This window comes from Sporosarcina sp. SG10008 (genome assembly GCF_044569405.1).
GTDB classification, from domain to species: domain Bacteria; phylum Bacillota; class Bacilli; order Bacillales_A; family Planococcaceae; genus Sporosarcina; species Sporosarcina psychrophila.
This window is the reverse complement of sequence record NZ_CP172607.1, coordinates 1,655,749-1,682,533: the sequence shown is the minus strand read 5'-3', so window position 1 is coordinate 1,682,533 and position 26,785 is coordinate 1,655,749. Positions and strand designations below refer to the sequence as shown.

Sequence of the window (26,785 nt, the reverse complement as noted above, 5' to 3'; positions counted from 1 at the left end):
GCTACCCCTTTAGGATAAAAATGATGGACTGTTTGATTAAGAATGGACTGTTTTTATTTAGGAGTGAAATTAGCTTTCTCCCAATCGCTCAAATACATATTACTGGTTACGTTAGGATTGTTTTTCTCAACTTTACAGATAAATTCTAAACTGTTTCCATCTGGATCATTAAAATGTATTTTGGCATGGCCATATCTCTCGTTAGGCATAACGAATGGTTCGATTGGTTCAAAACCAAACGCTTTTTTAGCCTCGATATTTCTTTCTGCAAGCCATTTTCGCGAATTCCGTAAATCTTCTAGTTCTACATGGAAAGCAATATGTCGGATTGATGGGTGATAGTCGAGATTTACTTTGTCTGTTTGCCATAAACCTAACCAACTTTTGTCTTTTTCTATCCAAAGGAATGCTACTCGAGCCTCTATTCTATGGTCAAATTCTAATCCTAAACTTTCATAAAATTTAATTGAGCGTTCTAGGTCACTTACGGGTAAATGGGCTTCGTATAATCCTTTAATCATATTATTTTCATTATCTCCTATTTGTTTTCAACTGGTTAATTCCCTGTTCGTAGCAATGCTTTTCTCGATTGCATGAATACTCTCTTGATCAAAAGCCCTTATTCAACCAATCAATTTGAATACTCAACATTCACACCTAATTGCTGCAGTAAGTCAAAAAAAGTTGGACAAGTCTTTGACACACACCCTGGATCATTAATGAATACCCCTGGAACCTTTGCGCCAATCAATGCTAATGACATTGCCACTCGATGATCGTCATAGGAATCCAATGTTGCAGCTTGTGGTGTTCCTGGGTAAACGGTTAACCCGTCTTTATACTCTTCGACTTTAATGCCTAACTTTTGTAATTCTGTACAAATAGCGCTAATTCGGTCGGATTCATGATAGCGAATATGTTCCACATCTCGTATAGTAATCGGACCCGTTGCAAATGGAGCGATTGCGGCTAATGTCAACGTCTGATCTGACATATCGAGCATGCTAATCTCAAACCCGCCCTTCAACGTAGGTGTTCCAACTAACTCAATAAAGCCTTCTCCTCTAGTAACAGTGCACCCCATTTTTTCATAGACATTAATCATATTAATATCAGGTTGACTGTTTTCGGGTGAAAGATTGGTAATCTTAATGCGACCATTCGTAATAGCTGCTAAGGCTAAAAAATAACTTGCAGTTGAAGCATCTGCTTCTAAATCGAGATCACAGCTCTTGTATTCTGATTGAGGAATAACAATTTCCCTAAGGTCTTCAGTAAATTGGGCTTGTACTCCGAATTTCTCCATTAGATTTAGTGTTATTTCAACGTAGTCTGGCTGAACAATGTGATCAGGGATCGTTACAGTTACAGCTTTTTTTGCATACGGACTTGCCAGTAGCACGCCACTTATAAATTGACTTGAAATCTTTCCAGAAATACTAACTGAACCTCCCGTGAGTTCATTTGCTATTATACGGAGAGGGAAATAACCATCTTTATCCAGATAGTCGATCTTTGCTCCCATTGCGGTAAGTACGTCTATTAAAGGTTTTACTGGCCGTTCACTCATACTGTTACTTGCCTCAATAACCCAATTTCCGTTTTTCGCAACTGCTAATGCACCAGGAAGAAAACGAGCAATCGTGCCTGCAGCCCCAATGTATAAGTCTGCATTTTCATTTGGCCAAACTGCATTATTGCCATGAACGGTAATCGTATCCCCTTCTAGTTCGGTCTTGATGCCAAGGCTATTGAGTACATCGATACACCAATATGAATCATCACTTTTTAAGATTCCGGATAATGTTGAAGTTCCGTTAGCTAAAGCTGCTAGTATCAACGCTCTATTCGTAAGACTTTTACTCCCTGGTATGCTTATTTCACCGTTAATGGATTGCACTTCAGGTGGAGATAGACTTACACTTTGAACTTGATTTAAGTTTGACCACGGCGACCGTGCTTTCAAATCTACATTACTCAAATTAAACACCCTTCCCGAGATTGAATTTCCCTATATATCTTACTAGTAATTTATCATAAAAATAAAACCATATGCTCTTCATTAAAATAAGTGTCGTCAACTTTTAATGCCCTTTTCTCTGTGCCAAAGACATGAAAGCCTAATGAAGCATATAGATTTCTAGCAGGCTCATTTGTTGTCACCACAGTTAAATAGATCTGCTCTACACCTTCCATATCGTTTGCCACATTTATTACTTCTACCATTAGAGACTTTCCGATACCCAACCCGCGTTTTTCAGGAGAAACGTACATAGCTATAATAGTTGCCTTATGTTGGAGTTTAAGCAATTTTTCTTTAACCAATGTAACAACTCCAACTAGTTGAGTGTCTTCAAAAGCACCTAAAGTAAACGAGTTGTTCGATTGAAACTTACGTTTATATTTTTCACTAGGATGGTCTTTTTCCTCTTCATAACTTGAGCCAAATGCTTCGGGTGTATTTTTTAAACCTTCTAATCGTTTACCGAGATAAGCTTCAGCATCCAATGGGTTTAAACGTCTAATAGTCATAATTCCACCTCTTTAATAAATTTTGTAGTTAAATTTAAGATCTTTTTCTATCAACTCTTTTAATTCCAATGTTATAACTCTCCCATCACTTCAAAAGTATGTTGATAAAAAATAAAAGTCGTTCGCCATATTCCGTTAATTGGATTTTCTGTTAGTTCTATAGAAACTACTGTACTACATTATCAAACTTTTCGCTCTACTATTATTAAAGTATCACCCAATTTACTCAACAAAAATAAGGTAGGACCAGATTTAGAAGAGAAAATTAGTAGTATTAGCGCTTAGTGGTTTATAAATCTAATAACTCACATATGTCATTCATCTTTACTTACCTTATAATAGAATTAGTTTTGAAGTTATAAATCGGATTTATGAATAGGCCAAAAGAATCACGAAAGTTGAGGAGGACTATATGGAAACGGCATTTTTTATGATTAGACATGCGGAATCACCATTTATCTTTGGTCAAGAAAGAATTCGGAAACTGTCCGAACAAGGTGAAATAGAAGCCAATAATATTAAAGAGCGGCTAAAACAAGAGAAAATCAGGCGGTAAGAGCATATGTGGACACCGTAATTCATTGAAACAACAAGAGGTTCGTTTGAGTTTTTTGTAAGAGGTGAAGGTGAACCGATTTGTGTAACGCACTTATATAGTGCCTACAATGAGAAAGGTAACACGTTTGCCAATCCATTCACAGAACATTACACCGTTTATCTCGTCAATTTGCGAGGAGCGGGTAACTCGGTTGGATCTGTACATAAAGATGATTTGAGTATGAAGGAATCGATTAAGGATTTGGAAGCGATACGGACTGCCCTTAAATTTGAAAAATGGGCATTTGCAGGCCATTCAACGGGCGGAATGCTAGGACTCGTCTATGCCATCCAGGCGCCGGATTCCCTCACTAAAATGGTCATTGGCGGAGCTTCTGCCTCGAAGGAGTACATGCACCATCCTGGCAGTATTTATTGTGAAAAGAATCTGAATAACGAACGTATAGGGGAAATTATTAGGACCATCAATAATCCAACAATACCCGCTGAAGAAAAGAGCCCCTTAAGCCGTGAATGGACCGAAATGTCCCTCTACCGACCGGAAAACTATGAGCAGTATTTCAATAAACCGAATAGTGGGAGTACCGTTCCTCAGAGACTTGATTATTATTCATACACGGAGCTTCCGAACTACGATTTAACGGATCAGCTTTCAGCCATTTCGATACCGACAACCGTCTATTGCGGGTTGCATGATGCCCAATGTCCGCGTGTATTTTCCGTGCAAATTGCTAATGCAATACCCAATGCTCAGCTAATCACATTCGATGAAAGTAACCACCTACCATTTACAGAGGAACCGGAGAAATTTGCGAGTATGATTGCAAGACAAGTCAAATAGTTTACACGTTTTAATAAAATAAAAAAGCCCGGTCGGAAAGCGAATTCCGACCGGGCAATGAAAAAGTCTCTTCCTTATAAGTAAATCGACATCGGGATTATATAATCCATCCATTTTGAGCCGTTACCTCAAGGATGGATTATTTTTTAGGCTGAATGTAAATGTAATCGTAATTCATACCATTTTTAAAACGTAATGTAAGTATCTACGAACTTGGATGATTCGTTCAGTCAATGAAGCTGATACGATTATGTAGAATTGTTCACTTTCATCCGTTTTATATAATTTACGAATAGTTCTTCTTTCATCTGGCCAGAAACCAACCAATAAATTTGTTTCTTCCATTTCACGCGCTATATTGTACAAATAGCCATTAGATGGAGACCAACCAAACAAACTATTCAATTGCTCCTGAACTTCGGCCATATGAAAAGATTGACGATTTAAGCTAAGTCGCAGAGCCATAAATCGTACAACATCCTTTACAGATAGCAATTTTGATATAAATAATCTAAAGTCTTCGTGTAGTGGCTCAATCGAGGCTTGTGGTAGCGATCCATTTTTAGTTAAAAAGTAATAAAACCTATCTATAACAATCGAAACTTCACTAAAGCGAAGTGCATAAATAGTTTCGTATTCCAGAAGACGAGCTTTTCCTTTTTCAGTAATTTGAAAGACCTTTTTGCGGCCTTCTGTTCGGGAAAAAAGAAAACCATTATTTTCTAAAGCGTTGGTAGTACGTGCGACATATTCATAGGAAACGGAACGTCCTGGGAAATCCAAGTTGAAGTGTTCATAGAGTGCTTTTGAATAATTTTCTCGTTCAAGAATAGTTCTTAACAAGAACAAGGATAGGGCATCACCAACACTAAATCCAACAGCTTGCTGAAACGAAGGTAACTTCATAATTAGACAACCCCTAATATTTTTAATAATCATACACCTCGCTAGTACATATATCAATATTATTATCGGTTGCGATGTTTTTTCCTCATTTCAAGCTATCCCTCCTCCTTAGTAGATGTCAGTAATACTTTATACGGGAGTGTTTTATAAGTGGAGAACAAACTAGTAACGAGCGTTGTATTTTTATATGCACTAGCGAGGTTTCGTTTATCGGGAATATATACACTATTCGAAATAATATAAAGTAACCTTTAATTATATTTTTAGAGGTTCTGGCAGTAAAATATGGATTTTCAACGTTAAGGAAATTCTAAATTAAAAAGCCCAATTTCTCTGGAAATTAAAATAGAGAAATTGGGCTTTAATGAAGTTCTTTCATCTATCTAGATTGAAACTTTTAATATTCTTTTAAGCCAAGCATTGATAAACCGCCATCAAATCACGTTTATTTAACTCACGTATACGATTGAAGATTGGAATATCTGCAACGGCCTCAGTATATAGGTTTTTCTCAACAACATCACTTACTTTACCAGTAAGCCATGTTTCAACTGCTATACCTTCGACAACTTCCTGAAGTAATTCTTCAGTGATGCCACTTTCATTACAACTCACACATGGGATCGTTAATTTATATACGCCATCATGGAGATTATCTTCTGTAATGACTTTCTTTCCTTTACAGAATGGACATGGATGACTTTTTTTAATTTTATTAATTTGGGTTACAATTTTTTTATATCCAAAGGCTTCATAGACATAGACAAGCTTTTTATATTTTCCATTGGTGAAATACTTATCAATGATCGTTTCTCTGGTCTCAGTGATCTTATCAAAATCGCAGATCGTAACCTGGTTATTCGTGCTGATGGATTCGATATTGCTGCTAATTTTATCCCAGAATGGTAAGGCATTTTGTAACACCACTTCATAACCAGCAAAGCTTGCCATTTCCAATTCAAATACTTTCAGCGCGACTTGTGTTTCCCTAGGCAGTAAAGAGACATCTTCAGTCAAAGTCATATCTCCGCCGACAATAGATTTCAATTTTATCAGTTCAGGTAACGCTCCTACCGTTTTAAATGCTTGATCAATCGGCTGGTTTATAATCTCACGAATATCCGTATTTCCAAACTTGAGTTGATTATGATGGTTTAACACAGACCCTTCGCAAATCGGACATGATATTATCTCTTTGGATGCTTTCATATGCTCTTTAATAATCGATTTCGAAATAAACATATACATCCCAATTATACTATTGAAGCCTTGCCATGTTCTCTGTGCCTTAGCTGCTTTATCATAAAACGACTTTTCTAAATACCCATATAAAAAGGTATGCTTTTCTTCTTTTGTCATTTCATTATAACTTTTACTCATATCGTGACCGAGTTCATTCTTAATTTCATCAAAAATGAATTCCAATCTTGAATATTGATAATGTTTTAATACCTCCATCACATCTGGATGCAATAGGCCATCCCAGAACGGAGCGTTTTTGTCTTGAATCACAACATCTATATCAAACTTTTCAATCACTCGGCGGCCCGAGCAACTTGGACAATGATTGTCTTGATTATAGAAATCGAAGCTCTGCGTATTTTTATTGGTCGGATGAGCTGCTACAATATGGTTGATCAATCCACCCATTTCATAGAGAAAACTATATTGACTATACAAATGTCGTTCCAGATCAATGGCGATGACGGGTGCAATTGTTTCGGATTCGTATTCACCATAAATCAACCGTGCCATTGATGATAAGCTTTTTAAGATACCGCCCTTATAGACGTTTTCTGCATTTTTAAAATAGGAAATTTGATTTTCTTTTAAGTAGTTTACGCCATTTTGTTGATGGATGGTTGAAGAAATTTGCAACGGAGTAACTCTATCCGTCCTGTTTTGTTGACGATAATAATCATCATGACTCACAATATCAAGGTGTTGAACAGGTGCAAGCTGTCTTTTACCAAAATCAACGATAAAATCAGAGCTTTCCATCATATAAGAGTTATGTTCAATCATAATTATTGAGACAGATTCATCCTGCAGAATGACCCTAATACTATCAATGAATTGATTTAAAATATTTTGTGATAACCCTTTTGAAGGCTCGTCGAAAATAAAAAGCGTATGGGGGTTTCTCGAGTTGGCAAACAGCTCAGAAACTAAATGGACACATTGAAATTCACCATTCGATAAAGACTGTGTTTTTCTTTCCAACGTCAAATAACCAAGTCCAAGTTTAATTAATAGGCTCAGGCGTTTATAAGCGATGTCTTCATTCGGCAGTTCATCAATAATGTCTTCAATCGAGCGCTGAAAAATATCATCAATTTCTTCACTATATTTTTTGAGTTTCCTTTTAATATCAAGAAAAGTCGCAACTGTTGACCGACTGGTAATCGATTGGTTACGATTTTGCCCCACCATTACCAATTTATCTTTTGGATATCGCTTCAGAAAATCTTTGGCCATACACTCATTGACAAGTGTAGATTTACCACATCCAGACTCACCCGTAAAGGTTATAAGTCTATTTTGGGGAATCTGAATTTCAGCCATTTGAATATTACGACAGTAAAGATCATGAAACTGAAAGTACTCCGTCGGCATTGCTTGATTTCGTTCCGAAGTGATTGGTTTTGGACGGGGGGATTCTTCAACAATTTTCCCACCATATTTCCCACTACCAGGCCCAAAGAACAATTGCTGATCCGTTGTATCGAGCACCGTGTCAGAATGGTCAATGAGCCAAATTTGATTCTTATACCCCAATTGCTTAATCTCTGCTAAAATTTTCAATAGTGTTTGGTGATCAAGACCCACGGAGATTTCATCAATTATAATTACCGTATTTTCACTTGTTGCCATGAATTCTGCCAAGTAAAGTCGTGTTAATTCTCCACCTGACAATGTACCCATAATGCGATTTAAAGTTAAGTAACCAATATTCATATTGATAATATTTTTAAGAATATGTTGTTTTGTTTCACTAATATGTAATTCTTCTCCAAGAGAAAGAATTGATTCAATGCTTAAGTTGTTGATATCAGAAATACTGTGCGGTTGATCCAATAAATCTATCTTATATTGCTCAACTTCAGGATTATAGCGCTTGCCCTCACACTTTTTACATTCGACATTTTTAGTAGTTCCGCGACCTTTACAACCTGGACACCAGCCTAACTCATTATTAAATGAAAAAACTTCTGGAGACAGTTCAAATTTTTCAGCAAGGGTAACACGAATGTCTTTAAATACGCCTGTATGTGTACCTATTGTAGAACGCGGATTGGAAGAAATCGCTGATTTTCCGAGAAAAAGGACTAAAGGCATTTCTTCCATCTTGATGGCACTGAAATTGGTTTCCATAATACGGGGAAATAAATACTGATATTCAGACTTTGGCAATAAGGAAACGAGACGCTTCTTGGATTCTTCACCAATTGTTTGACAAAAAGTTGTTTTACCAGATCCAGACAAACCAGCAATTCCTAACGATTTATCTACTGGTAGTGTTGCATCTAAGTTGTTAATATTGTTCGCAATTAATTGATTTATTTTCACAGTATTGTCCTCTCCATTCTCTAAATTTAGTCTTGCCACGTTTGCTAAATTATAATTCAAACAAAAATTGTTAGATTACTTAATCCTTACTTCCATTAAAAATGACGCTTTCCATGTTCCGGAAAAGCGCCATATTGTTGAAGAATGGATTATTTTTATAATAAAGTTAGTCCTGAAAAGCAGACATCATAAATGATGAAGAAATCATTTTTACAGTTCTGCTAATACTTTTTCGAGTTGCTCACCCATTTGCGTCCAAGCATATGTAGCTCCCTCGATGGCTCCTGGTTGTGCTTTTGTTGCTTCACTAAATCCAGTTTGATCGAAATGTAGATGGACAGTTCCATCTGAACCTTCTTTCAAAGTCCATGTAACAGTAGTGCTTTCTCCGGCACTTAGCCAAGTGTAAGATAATTTATGAGGCTCGTCCACTTCGAGCACCTCGCTATCTACAATGCCATCCCACCATTCGTTAGGCTCTGTCCGAAACTGGAATTTATGTCCAACGACTGGTTTAAAATCATTATCCCATATCCATTTCGCAAGTGTGTCCGAATCCGTTAAAGCGTTCCACACCTGCTCGATTGAACTTGTAAATTGATAATCTAATGATACATCTGATTTCATTTTTTCTCCTCCAATAAAAGATTTAATTTAGCAATTCTTTCATTCCAGAATCCTTCGTAAAAGGATACCCAATCTTGAACTTCTTTCAACGGGGTTGCATTCAGCCGATATCTTGTTTCCCTACCGACCTTTCGAGCAATTACTAGATTCGCCTCTTTAAGGATCGATAAATGCTTAGATACTGCTGTACGCCCCATTTGAAAATGAACGGTTATCTCATGTAGGGGTAATTCTTCAACATCCGCCAACATTTGAATTAACTTACGCCTTGTTGGATCGGCAACAGCGTCATAAACATCCCTCACTTGACTTTTTTCGTTCAAAATCAGCCCCGCCTTTTCATTAATATTTCCTGTAACGTCACTGATTAAACTTCATAATAATTACGACACCTTTTGTTGTCTTATTTATTATAGGACACCTAAAGGTGACATGTCAAATTCCCTTGCTATTCTATTATCCGGTTCTTTAATGGAATTGGGCTGTATGGATTATTTTCTAATAAATCTAGCCCTGTATCCTTGAGTGATTTTAATCTTGCATTTTCACTCGTATTAAATCAATCAATTCAAATAAATTCTGCGTACTTCTAGTGATCCGAGTTAAGTCTAAAACGTAAATAATGTAATTTCCTCGCAAATCCTCTAACAACATCTGAAGTTGTTCACGATCCTTTGTTGCTCCAGAAAATTCTCCTTCAAAAAATATGTTTTTCAAGGTAAAAAGCCGGCAATTATGCCGGCTTTCGCAAAATGCTTATTCCTATTATTTCTTCATAAAATACTTCCGCCCCAACCGTTCGACAAGCGTCGGAGCGACTGCGTGGAGTTTACTCGTGACACCCATATACCAAGGTAAATTCACATCGCGAACTGGTTTCCCTACTGTTTTAACCACTGCATCGACCACGGTTTCCACAGTCAATAAATGCCTTCCAAGTGATGCGCGATAAGTACCTGTTTCATCCGCGAGATCCAGAAAGGGTGTGTCAATCGGACCTGGGTTAATAGTCGTCACATGGATATCGAATGGAGCCACTTCCATACGAAGCGCGTTCGTATAGCCGATAATCGCATGCTTAGACGCAGCATAAATAGAAGCCTTGGGTGTTGCCACTTTTCCGGCTTGTGAACCTAGAAAAATCAAATGTCCGCTGCGGCGTTCCATCATGCTCGGCAACAGAAGTTTAGTCAGCTGCATGGGTGCGATTACGTTGACTGTCATCATGCTTTGAATTGCTTCATCAGACGTTTCGTGAGCGAAATCGAATGAACCAACGCCCGCCGAAAAGATGACGACATCGGGTGAACCAATTTTCGCCATCAATTGCTCAACATCTTCTTTTTTCGAAAAATCCGCAGGTATCGTATGTGCACCTTCACGTTGCAACTCCTCTAAAACGGCAAGTGCCCTACCTGTCGCCCACACCTCATAACCTACTGCCAACAGCCGTTTCGTCAGTGCATATCCAACCCCGCTAGTCGCACCTGTTATGAGTATCGATTTATGCTTGTTCATAATGCAGGACGCCGCCTTCATCCCTTGTTTCGCGAACTAGCCCTTCATTGACAAGGTAATCAGTTTGCCCAATCGTTTCAGAGAGTGTAAGACCCAGTTCTTTTTCATAGACAGCCGGGAACAGTTCTCGGGTTAATTCGAAAATTGTCCTTGAGCCATCGTTCATCATAGCAAGTACCTTTAACGCACGTTCACGCTGTTTCACTAGTCGACTTTCAATAAGTTCGTGAGCATTCCGTACTTCATTGCCATGACCAGTATAAATAATGTCTACAGGCAATGTCAGTATACGTTTCAACGATTCGTTATATTGCAATAGAGAATGCGGCCGTCCCTGTGCAGGATCAAGTGGTGGTTCAATAAGCGGGTTTGAAGACACTTTTTCAAGCACTAAGTCTCCACCAATCATTGTTCTATTCTCTTCATCCCATAAGACGATGTGGCTTTGAGCGTGGCCAGGTGTTTCCATAACTGTCCAGCCAGGATGCCCCGGAAGCGCATCACCCTCGGTAAGCATACTATCCAGTGGACGTTCCCCCATAAGTGCAGTGGATCGTTTCATCTTCTTAACCCAACCAAGGTACTGCTCAGGCACTCCTTCTTCGATAAGACAATCGAGATAAAACGCATCATGATAGCGGAAAAAAGCTTCATCCCGTTTGAGCCATAAATCGTTATACACATGACCAAGAACTTTAGCGTTATCAAACGCGTCAATCCAGCCAGCATGATCAGGATGATGGTGTGTCAAAATGACTTGTTCAATATCGTTGAATGCATACCCAGCTTCCTTGATGCCCTGTTGCAATGCTTCAAATGCTTCAGGGGTTTTCGGCCCCGCATCAACGAGTGACAATGTATCTCCTTTTATCAGAAATGCATTTACATCGCCAACTGCGAATGGTGTTGGTATAACAATTTTCTGTATCATATGTAAAATCCCCTTTATTAATATGAATGAGTATTCAGTCCATTGTACCTTTTTTAGTAGCAAGCGTCATCTTTTGAATCAATTCTCTACCATGAAGTATTAAAATGGTATAATCAAAGTATCTATTTTAACAGTTATTTACGACGATATAGAATTACTAGGAGGGCTTAAGCATGGGATTATTCGGATTTTTCAAAAGTCAATTTATTGAAGTCATTGAATGGACGGGCCAAAACGCAAGTACAATGGTTTACCGCTTCCCCGTCCAAAACAACGAAATAAAAATGGGTGCAGAATTAACCGTTAGGGAGTCACAAGTTGCCATTTTCGTCAATGAAGGTGAAATTGCGGATGTATTTGGGCCAGGACGTCATCTATTATACACACAAAACATGCCCATCTTAACGAAATTAAAGTCGTGGAAGTTTGGATTCGACTCCCCTTTCAAAGCGGAAGTCTATTTTGTGAATACGAAGCAGTTCATCAACCAGAAATGGGGCACTTCGAATCCAATTATGATGCGCGATTCGGAATTTGGCGTCATTCGATTACGTGGCTATGGCATATACTCATATCGCGTATCCGAACCTGTTGTTTTCTTAAAAGAACTGTTTGGCACGAGCGCATCCTATGACACCAGCAGCATTGAGGGTCAGTTGAAAAAAATGGTGCTGTCGGGACTTACAGATCTGTTTGCTGAATCGAATATTGCTGCTCTAGATCTAGCGATGAACTACGACGAATTAAGTGAAAAAGGCAAAGAGAAGATGAAGCAACGATTCAGTACATTCGGATTTGAAATCACTTCGTTGTATATTGAAAACTTATCACTCCCTGAAGAAGTGGAAAAAGTATTGGATCGAAAAACTGCAATGGGTGTTATTGGTAACATGAATCAGTATCAGCAATACCAGTCGGCAGAAGCAATTAGAGATGCGGCGCAAAATGAAGGCGGCGGATTAGCAGGTGCAGGTGCAGGCATTGGTGCAGGGGCTGCGATTGGCAGTGTGATGGCAAACGCTCTCCAAGGCAACCATCAACAAACTAATTCGCCTTCAGCACCGCAACCAGAAAAAATGACTTGCCCTCATTGTCAGGCACTCATTAATACGAACGCAAAGTTTTGCGGCGAATGTGGGGAAACTGTACAAAAGCAAAAAGTGCCATGCATTAGCTGTCAGGCGGCAATAAATGAAGATGCAAAATTCTGCGGGGAATGTGGCGCAAAACAAGTGACCGAAAAAACATGTGCGAAATGTGGAAAGGTAAATGCCCCGAATACAAAGTTTTGTGGGGACTGTGGCGACAATCTGCAACAGTGATGGATAGAGAGGTGTTCGAGTGTCCAGTTTAGAAAACAATGAGCGTGTAGAAGCGATGATAGTTGAACAAACGGAAGTGAATAAATGCTCTTCCTGCGGTGGTAATACAGTTTTTGACCCTTCAAGTGGAACACTTAAATGCCCATTTTGTGGGAGTGAAAAAGAAATCACGACATCGCGAGAAAACACGATTGAACTTGATTTCTTACAGGCACTAGAAAAAGAAGACCACAGTTGGGATGATGAAAAGCGAGTTTTCAAATGTGGAAATTGTGGTGCCGAAACCCTTTTAGATAAAGATAAGGTAGCAGATTTTTGCTCGTTTTGTGGATCGTCGCATATTGCGGTAACGGAAAACCACGCAGGTATCAAACCAGCTTTGGTCCTCCCCTTTCAAATTACAAAAGACGTAGCGGTCGAAAAATTCAAGGTGTGGATGAAAAAGAAATATTTTGCTCCTTCCAAGCTGATCCAATCGTATAAATTAGACCATTTGGCTGGTGCTTATATTCCTTACTGGACGTTCGATTCTCAGACGAATTCATCCTACGTCGTACAAATTGGTACGTATTATTATGTTACAAAAACACGGACTGTAATTGAAGATGGCAAACCCAAACAAGTAACAGAACAAGTGAGAAAAATCAGGTGGCGTACAGAACATGGTCATTATAGCAAGTTCTTCGATGATGTATTGGTGAAAGCTTCACGTAATGTGGCCAGTGGATTGATTGATAAAGTGGAACCTTTTCATCTAAATGGACTTGTTGATTATAAAATGGACTATTTATCTGGATTTTTGGCAGAAAAGTATTCAATTCCATTGAAGGATGGATGGAATGATGCCAAAGTTGTCATAGACGATGGAATTACAAGTGGTATACACGGCAGAGTTCATGGCGATGTTGTTAATATAGTCAGTGTCTCCACCGACTATGACAGCATTACCTACAAACACATTCTATTGCCTTTATGGATTTCATCATTCCAGTTCAACAATAAGGTCTATCGCTTCCTCGTCAATGGACAAACTGGCAAAGTAAGCGGGAAATCCCCTGTGAGTGCCGTGAAAGTATCGATTGCCGTAGGGATAGTTATTGCGATTATGATTGCGATTTACTTTATCTTGAAAATGACCTAACGATAACTCGATAAAAATTAGATAGTTGACTTTTTTTAGACGACGTGCAATAATCGGTCTAATTCAAGTACATATAGGCGTTGACGAAGACAAGTAGTTGCGGCAATGGAGAACAGAAAATGTGGTCACCGGCTGAAAGCCACATCCCCTCTCCCGCTTCGAACCTCCTTCTGAGCTGCTGTGGAAACACAGGCGTGCCTTTCGCGTTAAGAAAGAACGAGATGTATCGGTGTTATGCCGGTAAATTTAGGTGGTACCGCGGAAACATGTGTTTTCGTCCTTATTTAGTAGGGACGAGAGCGCATTTTTTTATTGTCCAGATTTCAGCGCCTAGGTGCGTACGTTTTTATTAATGGAATGAAAGGGGTAATTTGAATGAAAACGATTGTATTTATAGGTGCCGGTTCTATGGCAGAAGCTGTTATTGCAGGAATTGTGGAACAAGGTGCAGTGGTACCTCATAATGTTTTTGTTATGAATAGATCTGATGATGAAAGGCTAATTTCATTACACAATAAATATGGTGTATCCATTGTCTGCAAGGAAAAAGAGGCGCTGAAAAATGCAGATCTCGTCGTTCTTGCGACGAAACCAAAAGATATCCATCAGGCGATGGCGGATGCACTTCCTTATTTGGACGATAAAACAGCGGTTTTGTCGGTTATTGCAGGCGTTTCAATTCAGACAATCGAAAATGGTCTTGGTGCAAGACCTATCGCACGCTCCATGCCAAATACCTCCGCTACAATCGGAAAATCTGCCAGTGGTATCGCGTGGAATCATGCGATTAGCGAGGAGTTGAAAAAACATATCCTCGGTCTCTTAGTTTCAATCGGAATGGTGAAAGAAGTAGAAGAAGATGACTTACATGCCGTCACTGCTCTTTCCGGTAGCGGCCCTGCATATGTCTATTATTTAGCAGAAGCACTTGAGGAAGCAGCGATCGGTAAAGGTCTTTCAAAAGACATTGCGCGCGCGCTTATCATCCAAACGCTTGAAGGCGCAGCGGCAATGTTGAAAGAAACAGGTACAGAGCCCGCGGAATTACGGAAAAACGTGACGAGCCCAGGTGGAACTACGGAAGCTGGATTGAATGCGTTGGAGAACGGAATGTTCAAAGAAACGATTGCGCAATGTATCGGAAAAGCGGAGGCGCGTTCTCGTGAGTTAGGGGCGCAGTCTTAAAGCTATTCATTTTGCACTAAATAGTGGAACGCAAAACTCGAATAATAGGTCACTTTTATAAAACGTGTCTACTATTCGAGCTATCGTTCAAGTTTTAGAAGCTTGCCTTTTATCTTATCGAGCTAGTTTACATATAACTAAATTTCCCCACTTTCAATATGACTAAAATGACTCGACGTCAAATCTTTCCTTCGATAGACACTTAATACGACCCCAATTAAAAAGGCATTCAATAGAATTGGCATTAATCCATAACTGATGAATGGCAATGACATAGAGATCATCGGAAAGTATCCGAGTGACATTCCAATATTGCTAACAAACTGGATTGTATGCAGGTGCCCTACCGTCTTATTAAAAGGTAGGGCAACATTTTTTTGATTAACGTATTGAATTAAACCATTAGGAAATAAAATCCTGTATTCTATTCAAAGAGTTCATGAGGATAAGTAACGGAAACAGTGTAGCGAAAAAAATACGACTTCCCCAGACTGCATTCCAAAACTTCTCTCCCTTACGCAATTTTAAAATAAGAATGAGAATCGAAATGCTACTTGCAGTAAATAGAAACCAACAAAAATCTTTCTGCCGCTTTATTCCATAGTTCAATTCTTCAATTTTCCACAAATTATTTTCAGAAAATGATAAGGTAATGATATCCTTTTCTAACCCAATTATATTAAATTTTTTTACGATTACACTGTCTTTTTGCTGTGAAACAATATCATAACCATTTGGTAAAAATGAAAGCTTGTAGACAGCAAGATATGACAGAGAGCCCACTATGATAATGAATAGAGTGAAGCCTAAAAGCGTTCTGATTTTATATTTTACTGAGGAATTCATTATTTTCATGCCTACCTTTATGCTTGGTCATTATTAACAAAGTGAAATAATCAACTATACCAAGCTATCGCTTTTCTATCAATCTCCAATGCTAGTTGTTCTTTTCCTTTAATGTATGATTCAATATCATAGGGAAAACGTTGAGACAGCTTCTCTTTTAAATCCCCATAATTTTGAGCAACATCTGGGTGTGCCCGTAAGTAATCCCGAAATGCAAGATGACGTTCAATTTCAGAATTCCCGGATTCATAAATATGAACATGATGAGTTCGATTATCTCCCCCTTTTTGGAAGTATCGACGTTCGGGTATACCATTTTCCCCCTTTGGATCATAGCCAATGGCAACCATTGCCTTGTGAAATTCATCAATTCGATTAATGTCCCTCACTACCGGCATTATATCTATAATGGGCTTTGCCAGCAGTCCAATTACAGAAGTGCTGCCGATATGGTGTATCTCGATAATTTCAGAACCGAAAATCTCATGCAATTTATGGGACTCTTCTTCAAAGTTTGAAACCCATTGTTCATCATAAGGTTTAACGTCAACTATTCTCATTTAAATCTCACTTTCCGTCGTTCAATAAATCATTTTTTTTATAGCTTTATTAAACGATGATGTTTATTCTGATGAACAGTATAAGAATTATAATAACAGGGGCTCATCTGTTCATTTATAAAATTATAGTCCCCGTTAACGAAAGCTAGTTCTTTCTTTCTCCTAAAAAGTATTAGAATAATAGCCGCATAAATCACATCTTCATTGCGAAAAATAAGAATTAGTAAAAAATATCATGATAATTAATCCTAACCCTGCTACTAGTAAATAGACTCCACTAACAGTGAAAAAAGATATCTCTAAAAGTTTACTAACCCTTTTTTTATTGATTTTCAAGCCTGCCATCCCCCTATTTAATCAAACAACGTCTCTTTATCAGGGTCCCTTGAAAACTCAAAAAGTGTTTTTATTTGTGATTCTATCACTCTATCTTCAGAAAGATCTGGTATATTGTTTTCAGAGAAAAACTGAATACCACTCGTTTCGATTCCGGTAGCTGGAATACCTCCAACAATTTCACACTGAATAAAAACTTTATAATAATGATACGGTTGCGGAGGATGCGGATGTTTATTTTTATCGAACAAAGCAAGCAGTTTCGTAGGAACTACATCATAGCCAGATTCTTCTTTTATTTCCTTTATAATATTTTCAGACGGCGACAACCCTATATCGCAAAAACCACCAGGTAAAGACCATCTATTATCCATATTTTCTTTTACCATTAATATCGTATTATCTTTAAAAACTACTCCACGAACATCGACTTTAGGGGTTTGATAACCTGTTTCATTCATAAATAAATCCTTGATTTTTTGCATTTCTACCCCTGTGTGTTCTTCCATGATTTCTGCACTAATCATGCGTAATTCTTCATAACGCTCGATATCATACATGTCTTTTGAAAAGGTTAATCCTGATTGAGATATTGCTTGTATTCTCTTCGCCCATTCCAACCATTTAGTACTCATTAGTGACACCAATTTTCATAGAATCAATGAATTCTGTTACACTTTTAAAGATAGCATCAGGTTCAATCGTAAATTCCATTGAATGATAATCAGGTAACCATTGAACGCCTACAGTATGTACATTCGCTTGAACGCCAGCATCTATGTCTGCATCACTATCTCCGATAAATAGTGCCTCACTGCTTTCGACACCTAAAAGAGATAAAGCTTTTAATAACCCTTCTGGATCAGGTTTTGGTTTGTTCACATCATCCCCTGTTATGATGACTTCAAACAGCCCCTCCATCTGTAAAGCTTTCAAAGATATATCTAAACTTCTTTTTGCCTTTCCAGTAAAGATCCCAATTTTGAGTCCTACTTCTTTTAAGTGCTTTACTAGATCAACAATTTCCTTATGTGGTGTAACTAATTGGTTATGGCGTTCAGAGTACTTTGCATAGTACAACTCAATAGCTTCGTCTTTATTACTATTGGATAGGTTCTCTCGAATAATCCCAGTTTCTGACGGGCCAAACATTGCCTTTATTTCTTCTATGGAAATATCTCTACTATCAAACTCATTGAAGACACACTGAAAAGCATAATAACAAATGGGTAAGGTATTCGCTAAAGTCCCATCAAAATCAAATATAATCGCTTTGATAATCAACACGTCCTTCAATTCGATTTTCACACCACTATTCGCCCTGTTTAACGGTGGCAACATACGTACCACCTATAATATCGTGGATTCCTCTTTTATCTTCACGAAATATAAGGCTAGACTACCAATCCAGATTAGATACTCTGTCCCCACACTAATTCATCCTCGTAAAGTCAAACTCTTATTTACTATTGTACCCTAATTGAATGAATTGTTGGAATTAATACAGTGAAACGAACTCTTTTATCCAACAATGATAGTACCACTTACCTCATTCTACCCCGCTCTCCAAAATCGAAAAAGTCCCCTTATCGCAATTGATCTTTGCCATCACACCGTAGGGCAAAACAATTTTTGGTTCTGTGTGGCCGAAATTCAAATTATAGAGAATCGGTAAATACTCTAAGCCATACTCTTTCATGACCTGAAGAATAACTTCTTTATAGGATTCATAATATTTTTCGTCCTGTGGTTTCCCAAAAACGATACCATTTGCCATTTGAAGAATACCTTGTGCAGCATAATTACGCAACCAGTATTTTATAAAACTAGGTTCGGGCTTTTCCTCCGATGTTTCGAAGAACAGAATGCTGTCCTTCCAATGCTTCTGTTCGGGCCAAATCTCTGTACCCTTCGCGAATTCTAGTACCTCGATACACCCACCAATCAATCTTCCTTGTACAACTCCCGACCCTTGAAGCACTTCATATCCATGATTTGGTAGCATTTTCCGGCGTCTATTCCTATTCCTTTCATGCCATTCCAAACGCTCACTCGTCCATTTTAGAGCGGGTTTAATTTTACCGATAACATCATCAGAAAAAAGTATCCGCTTCAACATATCAATTGTATAGGAATCCATCTCAACGTTTTCAGCGAAATCAGTTAAAATCGCCGGACCATAAAAAGAAGATATACCTGCTTTATGGCAAAACAGATGAGTAATCGTCACATCAGAATAACCCATGAATATTTTCGGGTTTTTTCGTATTATGTTGAAATCAATATATGGAAGTAAACGAATACTTTCTTCCCCACCAATATTCGCAAAGATTCCTTTAATGCTCTTATCCTTAAATGCCGTCATTAGATCTTCTGCACGAGCCTGTGGATGTTCATAAAGGTACTCTGAACCTTTCAAACTATTCGGCATCGGGAGGACCTCAAGGCCAAAAATACTTTCTACTCTTTTAACCCCTTGGTCATAACGCCATCTAAGTTCTGAATCACCTGCCCCTCCCCAAGAAGGACTTACTGTTGCAATTTTATCTCCTGGTTGCAGTTTCTTTGGTTTTTTTAGCAAACTAATCCCCACTTTCCCCTGTTGTTATCAGTCTATGCAAAATATTGCTCATTATCAGCTTCAATCATTGAATAATCTTAAGGCCTATCGTAACTCATAACCCATATTATTACATCCTTTTTTTGCTTAGCTAGATAAGATTTTGCATCTTGGCAATCTGAACACATAGGTCTAGTGTACAATTTCAGTTACCTATTTTTACACTTAAATCCCCCTCTAAACTAAAAAAAGCCATGCAGAATTTCCGCATGGCTTCATTCCTTTTACAATTTCACTTTTTGCAAGCGCAATGCATTCAATACAACGGACACCGAACTGAATGCCATCGCTGCCCCCGCAACCCAAGGGGCTAATAAACCAATTGCCGCAATAGGAATTCCGATTGTGTTGTAGAAGAATGCAAAGAATAGGTTTTGCTTAATATTGCGCATCGTTTTGCGACTCATAATAATCGCATCAGCTACACTATTAAGGTCTCCACGCATCAGTGTAATATCTGCTGCCTCTATCGCAATGTCTGTACCTGTTCCGACAGCCATTCCGATATTCGCCATCGCAAGTGCTGGCGCATCATTGATACCGTCCCCAACCATCGCAACTTTCTTACCTTGGTCTTGCAATTTTTTAATTTCATCACTTTTTTGTTCTGGTAACACTTCTGCAATGACATGAGATAGCCCAACTTGACGAGCTATTGCTTCCGCAGTTCGTTGGTTATCGCCTGTCAGCATGATTACTTCAAGACCCAATGCCTGCATTCTAGCAATGGCTTCTTTCGATGTTTCCTTCACTGTATCCGCGACTGCCACAATACCTGCAAGTTTATGATTCACAGCAATCAGCATCGCTGTTTTCCCTTCACTTTCAAACTTTTCCATAGCAGCATTCGAGTCTGAAATAGCGATTTTATAGTCGTTCATCAATTTTCTAGTACCGACTAATACTTCTTTACCACTAACATTTGCCCGGATACCATAGCCCGGTAACGCTTCAAAATCAGACACATCAAGTAGTGATAACCCTTTTTCTTTGACGCCTAAAACAATGGCTTGTGCTAAAGGATGCTCGGACTGATTTTCAGCTGTTGCAACTAATTGCAGCACTTCATCTTCTGTAAAGCCTGCTGTCACTGTAATATCTGTTAACGCAGGTTGACCTTTTGTCACTGTACCTGTTTTATCCAACACGACAGTGTCAATTGAACGGGTATTTTCCAAATGTTCTCCGCCTTTAAAGAGTAAGCCCATTTCAGCTGCCCTACCTGACCCTGCCATAATCGATGTCGGCGTTGCCAAACCTAACGCACATGGACAAGCAATAACTAGAATCGAGATTGTTGGTATCAATGCCGAACGGAAATCGCCTGGTGTTACAATGAAAAACCAGATTAGGAACGTTGCAACTGCGATAACGACAACAACCGGTACAAAGATACCTGAAATTTTGTCTGCTAAACGTTGGATTTCAGCTTTCGAACCTTGTGCTTCTTCCACTACTTTTACAATTTGTGCCAATGCTGTATCTTTTCCAACTTTTGTTGCTGTGATTTGCAATGAACCATTCTTATTGATTGTCGCACCAATGACTTTATCACCTGCAACTTTATCAACTGGGATACTTTCACCTGTAATCATCGATTCATCGATGGCTGAACGTCCTTCAATAATTTCGCCATCCACCGGAATTCTTTCACCTGGCTTCACAAGAATTGTGTCTCCCACGATAACTTCTTCAATCGGCAGTTCCATTTCAACGCTACCTCTTAGGACTCTCGCTGTTTTAGCTTGTAAACCTAGCAACTTTTGAATCGCCTGACTCGTTTTACCTTTTGCACGAACTTCAAATAATTTACCAAGTACGATTAATGTAATGATGACAGCGGACGCTTCAAAATATAGCTCGGGACTTCCAACTTTGCCATTATTCATCCATTCAATCGATAAATAAAGGCTATAGAAGTATGCCGCACTCGTACCCAGAGCAACCAATACGTCCATGTTGGCACTTTTATTCCGTAGTGAATTAAAAGCACCTTTATAAAATTGAGCGCCAATGATAAATTGAACAGGCGTCGCAAATGCAAGCTGAAGCCACGGATTCATTAGAATATGGGGCATATAAATAAATGATAAAAACTCAAAATGCGCCACCATTGTCCATAGTAATGGAATCGTTAAAATCAGTGAAATAATGAACTTTTTCTCTTGCTTTTTGATTTCTTGTTCCTTGTGATCCATTTTGTCTTTGCTATCTTGTTTTGGAATTAATTCATAGCCCATTTTCTTAACGGCCGTAATCATCTCTGTTGTTTCAACTTGTTTACTATCATATTCGACTGCAATTGTTTCTAGCGCAAAGTTAACACTTGCGTTGGAAACACCATCCATCTTGCCAATACGTTTTTCGATTTTCGTCGCACATGCCGCACAAGTCATACCTGAAATGTCAAAAGCTACTTTTTCTTGAACGACGTTAAATCCAAGTTTTTCAACTCTCGCCTTAAACTCATTGACATTCGTTTTAGCTGAATCGTAGACGATTGTTGAACTTTCCAATGCAAAGTTAACGTTTGCTTTCTCAACACCCTCTATTTTTGAGAGCCCTTTTTCAATGCGATTCGCACATGCTGCACAAGTCATTCCAGTAATTTGTAACGTTTTTTCAGAAGTAGCCATTTGTCTCTCCTCCAATACTCGGTAGGGGTATATTTATTTCAAAAAGAAGGATCATACCAAAAAGTATAATCGTTTCTACTACTATATACCCCCATGTGGTGTAAGCTGACAGTCTATTCGTTAAACGAGTTCGTAGCCTTGCTCTTCAATCGTTTCCTTGATTTGCGCAAATGTAGTTGCATTGTCAAATTCTACTGATACTTCATTATTGCCAAGATCTACTTTGACTGTTGAAACACCCGTAAGTTCCCCAACGCTCGTTTCGATTGAATTAACACAATGATTACATGACATGCCTTCTACTTTTAACGTTTCTTTCAAATTAAAAACCTCCTGTTTTTGTTATTACCCTAAACTTACTATACCCCTGTTAGGTATGTCAAGCGAGGAGCATTTTTACTTCGTCATTGTTTTCATAACGTCCATCAATTCTTTAATAGCCGCATCACCATTCTGACCTTTAATGGCATTGACTACACAGTGATGTGTATGATCTTCTAACAAGGCTAAAGAAACCTTGTTCATGGCTGATTGAATCGCGCTAATCTGATGCAAAATATCGACACAATAGCGATCATTCTCGACCATTTGATGAACGCCTCTTACTTGTCCTTCTACACGTTTTAACCGGTTAAGAAGCTGTTGTTTATTTGGTTGGACTGTTGTTTTGGTTGATTCCTCCATGATTTTGCCTCCTTAAGCAGGTGCGCATACCCCGTACCCCTATATTAGCATTTTACTTGGTGTGGGTCAACGAGTTCGCTTTTTAGGTTATTTTCCTCAAAATAATGCACGAATTTGAAAAAAGATTCCCTTCTTTTGCCATGTTCACTATATTTTTCGGCTGCCTTAAATCGATCCGTCATCCCTGCAACTTTTCTTTCCACTACCTCAATGTACAGTTGCTGTGACGTCGTCAACTCCAGTTCATCGCCTTCCCCCATAATCTTCCATTACCGCTAGTTGCTCGGAATTTAATATTGATCCAAATGCGATTCCACCATTCCCTGCTAGTTTAACCATTTTCTCTAAACTAAATCCTCCTTCATCTCTTTAGTTACACGATAGGTGTTGCATGTTGCAAATCAGACTTTTCAATTTGAATCGTTGTATGCATGATTTTAAACTGCTTCTCGATTTGTTGAATCGCTTGTTGAAGTATGCGCTGTTCATCTTGATTATCCTCTATTAGCAGGTGGCAAGTAAGTGAATCCAATCCGGATGTAATTGTCCATACATGAAAATCATGTACATTGATAACTCCTTCGATCGCTTCTAATGTCTGCTTGACCTCTTGCTGATCAATTGTAATCGGTGTCCCTTCCATTAGAATATGAATCGTCTGTTTAATAATCCCCCATGCACCTTTTAGGATTAACAACGCCACGACAACACTGATAATTGGGTCTGCAACATACCAGTCAAAGAAGTACATAACAATCCCGGCAATAATTGCTCCGACAGAACCAAGTGCATCGCCAAGGACATGCAGATAGGCACTGCGTAAATTTACATTATCCTTCACATCGCCTTTGCTAATTAAAAACCAAGCACTAAGTAGATTGGCCGCTAACCCAATGAACGCAATGATAATCATCGAACCACTCGCAACAGTCTGTGGCTCAAAGAAACGTCCATACGCATGATAAACAATCATTCCTGCGATGACAAACAACGTTCCCCCGTTAAATAATGCCGCTAAAATCTCAAATCGATAATAACCGTATGTTTTTTTAGGTGAAGCCGCCCGCGCAGCAAACCAAATTGCCACTAAACTTAGCGCCAATGACCCCGCGTCGCTCAACATATGCCCCGAATCGGCCAGTAAAGCCAAACTGTTCGTCAGCAAACCTCCAAAAAACTCTAACAGCATAATCCCGGCAGTAATTATAAATGCTATCGCAAGTCCTTTTTTATTTCCTTCTCTAGCGTGACTGTGATGATGTCCGTGGTCGTGATCATGCATGATAAATCACTCCTTATCTTTTAGTCGTTCTCCAGTATAACTGTCGAGCTACTCATTTATGTTTGGCTATAATTATGTAGATTACCCATATACATAATGGGGGTATAATTTATTTAAAAAGAATGATTATACCTAAAGGCATAATCCCCTAAACTACTTTCTACCCGTACATGACGGCTGCAACTGTTGATTTACTTATGTTGAAATTAGATGACGTTATAGCCTTCTTCAGTTCTTTGAGCATTATCAAACTCCACCACAACCTCATCACCACATACATCGACTTTGACAGAAGACACACCGATAAGTTTGCCAACACCACCCTCAATTGAATTGACACAACTAGTGCAAGACATCCCTTGTACTTGCATTAGACCCCTCATTTTGAACACCTCCTGTTTTATTAATGTTTTCAATTTACCATACCCCCATGCAGTATGTAAATCAAAAAATAAAAAGTCCATCCCTCATTATTTCGAAAAGGCTTACTATTAGTCTTCTAATACAATATCTTGTTTTTCAACCGTTATATAGAATAGCTCTAAAACTGTATTGGGGCGATGAAATCATACGGTTGTTTAAAATATGATAAGTCGACTATCTAGCAATCAAGGAACCTACATAATCAGCCGGTTTTCGGGCCGAAATTAACAATAATACATCTCGAATGGTAAAACCTAATTCATACGATGACTTCAAGTCATGAAATTGTCGGAACTCTTCCTCCATTTCGAATTTGCGAATGCTACACTGGATTAAATTGGTTTATCTGAGTAAATCAGATAAACAATATTAACAGTGAGTTGGAGGTTACTATCGGTATTGAAAATCAGACTTATGCATAAACATCAGTCATTCTACTCAGGTTGTAGTTTAAAGAGATCTTAAAAACATGTAAGAGGAGGCGTTCCATCTTGTCTACAAGTTCATTAATCAGTTTAAGCAGTACAGCACTTTATATATCCTTTTTTATCTACTTACTAGCAATTATTCCTTTAGGACTAGCAGTTAGGTCGAAAAGAAAGATATTTTCAATACTTGGAATAACACTGACTTGGGTAGGTTTCATTTTACAGATTGTTTATTTTATAACTAGATGGTCTGTTGCCGGACATGCACCAGTTAGCAACCTTTATGAATTCATGACTTTCTTTGGCATTATGCTCGTTGGAAGTTTCCTGATTATGTATTATTTATATCGCCAAAGTGTAATTGGACTCTTTGCTCTTCCGATAGCACTGCTAATTCTGGGCTATGCAAATGCATTTTCGAAAGATATAACGCCCCTTATTCCCGCTTTGCAAAGTAATTGGTTAACAATACACGTACTAACAGTAGCCTTTTCTAGTGCGGTATTGTCCATATCTTTTGTTACAGGTATTATCTACCTTTTAAAAATAGTTAATCCAACTGAAAAAAGCAAGAATACATTCTGTTTGGAGCTCGTCATGTATTTTATGGTAGTTGTATTGGGCTTCATTCTAATGACTAGCACATTTAATGCAGTCGGTTATACTAAAAATCTTCAATTCGAAAATCATAAATCTGAGGTGGACGTTTATAACTATAAATTACCAGCCATTACCGTTCCTAAAAACTCAGTGGTTGTCCAATCAGTGGATGCGAATTCTTATGAGGCTGTCGATCAAAAAAACGGTATTATAGAGATTCCAAACTCGATTGATGCATTAAAATTGAATACAATAATATGGTCATTCCTTGTAGGGACTGTGCTCTACACAGTGATTCGTCTTTTCACGAAGCGAAAAATCATTTCTCTACTCAAACCACTTACTCATAAAGTAAATGCGAACTCTATGGATGAAATTACTTACCGAGCAGTCATCATTGGTTTTCCTTTGTTCACACTTGGTGGACTGATATTCGCTATGATTTGGGCCCAATTTGCTTGGAGCCGTTTCTGGGGGTGGGACCCGAAAGAAATTTGGGCTTTAATCACCTTCTTATTTTATGCCACAATGCTACATTTAAGGGTAGGGAAAGGATGGGAAGGAGAAAGAACTGCTTGGATGGCAGTCATTGGTTTTGGAATAATTATTTTCAATCAAGTCTTCGTGAACCTTGTAATTGCTGGGCTGCATTCATATGCTTAATAAAAAATATTGATAGATCGAGTTATGTTACTCACTAAACGAAAAAACGATTCCCCATTTCAACATGGTGGAATCGTTTTTTTTAACAGTTTGTTGAATTTAATTGTTAACTAAATTAAATCTCTAAATAGTAAATCAGACGATACAGGTTTCAATCCTATTTCTCTAGACCAAACAGATAATTGTCCAATATGATGAATTTCATGTGATAGTATATGTGTAATTATTTTATCAAACGAGAATGAATTAGTAGTACCATTTCTACTCTTTACTACCAAAGTTCTATCTTCAGATTCAGACGTATGTGATTTTATGAAGCTCTCTGTTCCTGGTTTGGTTAGATTAGAAAATGACTTAACATCATTAAGGCTTGATATTCTATTTATATCTTTAATGATGACTGATGTACCTTGCATTTGATTAACCCATATTTGTTCGCAGTCAATTACATGAAATAGATTATGTATTATGCTCTGCATACCCCCCATACGTTTTTTAGTGAGTTCTTCGTATGGAATGGTTTCACACCACTTAAACCAGTCTTCTCTGATTTGCCAATTATACTGAAACATATTT

Annotated in this window: 26 protein-coding genes and 2 pseudogenes; 6 read left to right on the top strand and 22 right to left on the bottom strand. The window is 38.3% G+C overall.

Translation table 11 applies throughout. The features are described 5' to 3' along the window. Positions 1–53 precede the first annotated feature (53 nt). From ACGLYD_RS08055 to ACGLYD_RS08045, 3 genes are all read right to left on the bottom strand, one after another. On the bottom strand, positions 54–521 hold the full coding sequence (locus ACGLYD_RS08055) for a VOC family protein (RefSeq protein ID WP_338652353.1): 468 nt from the start codon (positions 519–521) through the stop codon (positions 54–56). Positions 522–631: 110 nt separating this feature from the next. Beyond that, entirely contained in the window at positions 632–1,981 is a 1,350-nt protein-coding gene (aroA, locus tag ACGLYD_RS08050; protein WP_342538207.1) for a 3-phosphoshikimate 1-carboxyvinyltransferase, read from the bottom strand. Between the two features lie 53 nt (positions 1,982–2,034). Next, positions 2,035–2,532, bottom strand: a complete 498-nt coding sequence (locus ACGLYD_RS08045) for a GNAT family N-acetyltransferase (RefSeq protein ID WP_399632297.1) — start codon at positions 2,530–2,532, stop codon at positions 2,035–2,037. 412 nt (positions 2,533–2,944) lie between these two features. On the opposite strand from ACGLYD_RS08045, the gene ACGLYD_RS08040 reads away from it, so the two are divergent. Next, positions 2,945–3,088, top strand: a complete 144-nt coding sequence (locus ACGLYD_RS08040) for a hypothetical protein (protein ID WP_399632294.1) — start codon at positions 2,945–2,947, stop codon at positions 3,086–3,088. A 24-nt stretch (positions 3,089–3,112) separates the two neighbouring features. Next, a complete protein-coding gene (locus tag ACGLYD_RS08035; RefSeq protein WP_399633154.1) occupies positions 3,113–3,931 on the top strand; it encodes an alpha/beta fold hydrolase in 819 nt (272 codons plus the stop codon). Positions 3,932–4,105: 174 nt separating this feature from the next. Here ACGLYD_RS08035 and ACGLYD_RS08030 read toward each other — a convergent pair whose 3' ends face one another. From ACGLYD_RS08030 to ACGLYD_RS08000, 7 genes and pseudogenes are all read right to left on the bottom strand, one after another. Further along, positions 4,106–4,837 (bottom strand): hypothetical protein, encoded by a 732-nt coding sequence (locus ACGLYD_RS08030; protein ID WP_340742107.1) that lies wholly within the window; start codon positions 4,835–4,837, stop codon positions 4,106–4,108. 408 nt (positions 4,838–5,245) lie between these two features. After that, positions 5,246–8,407: an ATP-binding cassette domain-containing protein gene (locus ACGLYD_RS08025; RefSeq protein WP_399632292.1), complete on the bottom strand. Its 3,162-nt coding sequence runs from the start codon at positions 8,405–8,407 to the stop codon at positions 5,246–5,248. Positions 8,408–8,617: 210 nt separating this feature from the next. Next, positions 8,618–9,034 carry an SRPBCC domain-containing protein gene (locus tag ACGLYD_RS08020; protein WP_067209220.1) on the bottom strand — a complete coding sequence of 139 codons (417 nt, stop codon included), beginning with the start codon at positions 9,032–9,034 and terminating at the stop codon, positions 8,618–8,620. Then, entirely contained in the window at positions 9,031–9,357 is a 327-nt protein-coding gene (locus ACGLYD_RS08015) for a helix-turn-helix transcriptional regulator (protein ID WP_067209217.1), read from the bottom strand. The genes ACGLYD_RS08020 and ACGLYD_RS08015 overlap by 4 nt, the downstream gene beginning before the upstream one ends. Positions 9,358–9,515: 158 nt before the next feature. Then, a pseudogene (locus ACGLYD_RS08010) lies at positions 9,516–9,727 on the bottom strand (recombinase family protein); the annotation flags it as partial. 72 nt (positions 9,728–9,799) lie between these two features. Then, positions 9,800–10,552 carry an SDR family NAD(P)-dependent oxidoreductase gene (locus ACGLYD_RS08005; protein WP_399632290.1) on the bottom strand — a complete coding sequence of 251 codons (753 nt, stop codon included), beginning with the start codon at positions 10,550–10,552 and terminating at the stop codon, positions 9,800–9,802. Then, positions 10,539–11,483: an MBL fold metallo-hydrolase gene (locus ACGLYD_RS08000; RefSeq protein WP_399632288.1), complete on the bottom strand. Its 945-nt coding sequence runs from the start codon at positions 11,481–11,483 to the stop codon at positions 10,539–10,541. The genes ACGLYD_RS08005 and ACGLYD_RS08000 overlap by 14 nt, the downstream gene beginning before the upstream one ends. Positions 11,484–11,656: 173 nt before the next feature. Here ACGLYD_RS08000 and ACGLYD_RS07995 point away from each other — a divergent pair, with 173 nt between their 5' ends. The 3 genes from ACGLYD_RS07995 (at position 11,657) to proC (ending at position 15,131) form a co-directional block, all read left to right on the top strand. After that, on the top strand, positions 11,657–12,805 hold the full coding sequence (locus ACGLYD_RS07995) for an SPFH domain-containing protein (protein WP_399632285.1): 1,149 nt from the start codon (positions 11,657–11,659) through the stop codon (positions 12,803–12,805). Positions 12,806–12,824: 19 nt separating this feature from the next. Further along, the gene (locus tag ACGLYD_RS07990) at positions 12,825–13,946 is read left to right on the top strand and encodes a Lar family restriction alleviation protein (protein WP_067209211.1); all 1,122 of its coding nucleotides are present in this window, start codon (positions 12,825–12,827) and stop codon (positions 13,944–13,946) included. A gap of 375 nt (positions 13,947–14,321) precedes the next feature. Continuing rightward, entirely contained in the window at positions 14,322–15,131 is an 810-nt protein-coding gene (gene proC, locus ACGLYD_RS07985) for a pyrroline-5-carboxylate reductase (protein WP_399632282.1), read from the top strand. 137 nt (positions 15,132–15,268) lie between these two features. Here the strand turns inward: proC and ACGLYD_RS07980 are convergent. From ACGLYD_RS07980 to ACGLYD_RS07930, 11 genes and pseudogenes are all read right to left on the bottom strand, one after another. Next, positions 15,269–15,469 (bottom strand): annotated as a pseudogene (locus ACGLYD_RS07980) (FtsW/RodA/SpoVE family cell cycle protein); the annotation flags it as partial. Positions 15,470–16,027: 558 nt separating this feature from the next. Then, positions 16,028–16,537: a GrpB family protein gene (locus ACGLYD_RS07975; RefSeq protein WP_399632279.1), complete on the bottom strand. Its 510-nt coding sequence runs from the start codon at positions 16,535–16,537 to the stop codon at positions 16,028–16,030. A gap of 353 nt (positions 16,538–16,890) precedes the next feature. Next, complete coding sequence (locus ACGLYD_RS07970) at positions 16,891–17,508, bottom strand: NUDIX hydrolase (RefSeq protein WP_399632278.1); 618 nt, start codon at positions 17,506–17,508, stop codon at positions 16,891–16,893. Then, complete coding sequence (locus ACGLYD_RS07965; RefSeq protein WP_067213942.1) at positions 17,498–18,154, bottom strand: HAD family hydrolase; 657 nt, start codon at positions 18,152–18,154, stop codon at positions 17,498–17,500. The genes ACGLYD_RS07970 and ACGLYD_RS07965 overlap by 11 nt, the downstream gene beginning before the upstream one ends. A gap of 268 nt (positions 18,155–18,422) precedes the next feature. After that, a complete protein-coding gene (locus ACGLYD_RS07960) occupies positions 18,423–19,454 on the bottom strand; it encodes a S66 peptidase family protein (RefSeq protein ID WP_399632275.1) in 1,032 nt (343 codons plus the stop codon). Between the two features lie 263 nt (positions 19,455–19,717). Then, positions 19,718–22,129, bottom strand: coding sequence for a heavy metal translocating P-type ATPase (locus tag ACGLYD_RS07955; protein WP_399632272.1), 2,412 nt, complete (start codon positions 22,127–22,129; stop codon positions 19,718–19,720). A gap of 120 nt (positions 22,130–22,249) precedes the next feature. Beyond that, complete coding sequence (gene copZ / locus ACGLYD_RS07950) at positions 22,250–22,450, bottom strand: copper chaperone CopZ (RefSeq protein ID WP_082786566.1); 201 nt, start codon at positions 22,448–22,450, stop codon at positions 22,250–22,252. Between the two features lie 75 nt (positions 22,451–22,525). Further along, positions 22,526–22,813, bottom strand: coding sequence for a metal-sensitive transcriptional regulator (locus ACGLYD_RS07945; protein WP_067209184.1), 288 nt, complete (start codon positions 22,811–22,813; stop codon positions 22,526–22,528). A gap of 44 nt (positions 22,814–22,857) precedes the next feature. Continuing rightward, positions 22,858–23,073, bottom strand: a complete 216-nt coding sequence (locus tag ACGLYD_RS07940; RefSeq protein ID WP_255428421.1) for a hypothetical protein — start codon at positions 23,071–23,073, stop codon at positions 22,858–22,860. Between the two features lie 113 nt (positions 23,074–23,186). After that, positions 23,187–24,095 carry a cation diffusion facilitator family transporter gene (locus ACGLYD_RS07935; protein WP_187044817.1) on the bottom strand — a complete coding sequence of 303 codons (909 nt, stop codon included), beginning with the start codon at positions 24,093–24,095 and terminating at the stop codon, positions 23,187–23,189. A gap of 206 nt (positions 24,096–24,301) precedes the next feature. Further along, positions 24,302–24,478, bottom strand: coding sequence for a cation transporter (locus tag ACGLYD_RS07930; RefSeq protein ID WP_082786565.1), 177 nt, complete (start codon positions 24,476–24,478; stop codon positions 24,302–24,304). Between the two features lie 531 nt (positions 24,479–25,009). On the opposite strand from ACGLYD_RS07930, the gene ccsB reads away from it, so the two are divergent. Further along, positions 25,010–26,209: a c-type cytochrome biogenesis protein CcsB gene (gene ccsB / locus ACGLYD_RS07925; RefSeq protein ID WP_187044816.1), complete on the top strand. Its 1,200-nt coding sequence runs from the start codon at positions 25,010–25,012 to the stop codon at positions 26,207–26,209. A gap of 110 nt (positions 26,210–26,319) precedes the next feature. On the opposite strand, the gene ACGLYD_RS07920 is transcribed toward ccsB, so the two are convergent. Further along, positions 26,320–26,781 carry a DinB family protein gene (locus ACGLYD_RS07920; RefSeq protein WP_255428692.1) on the bottom strand — a complete coding sequence of 154 codons (462 nt, stop codon included), beginning with the start codon at positions 26,779–26,781 and terminating at the stop codon, positions 26,320–26,322. Between the last annotated feature and the right edge of the window lie 4 nt (positions 26,782–26,785).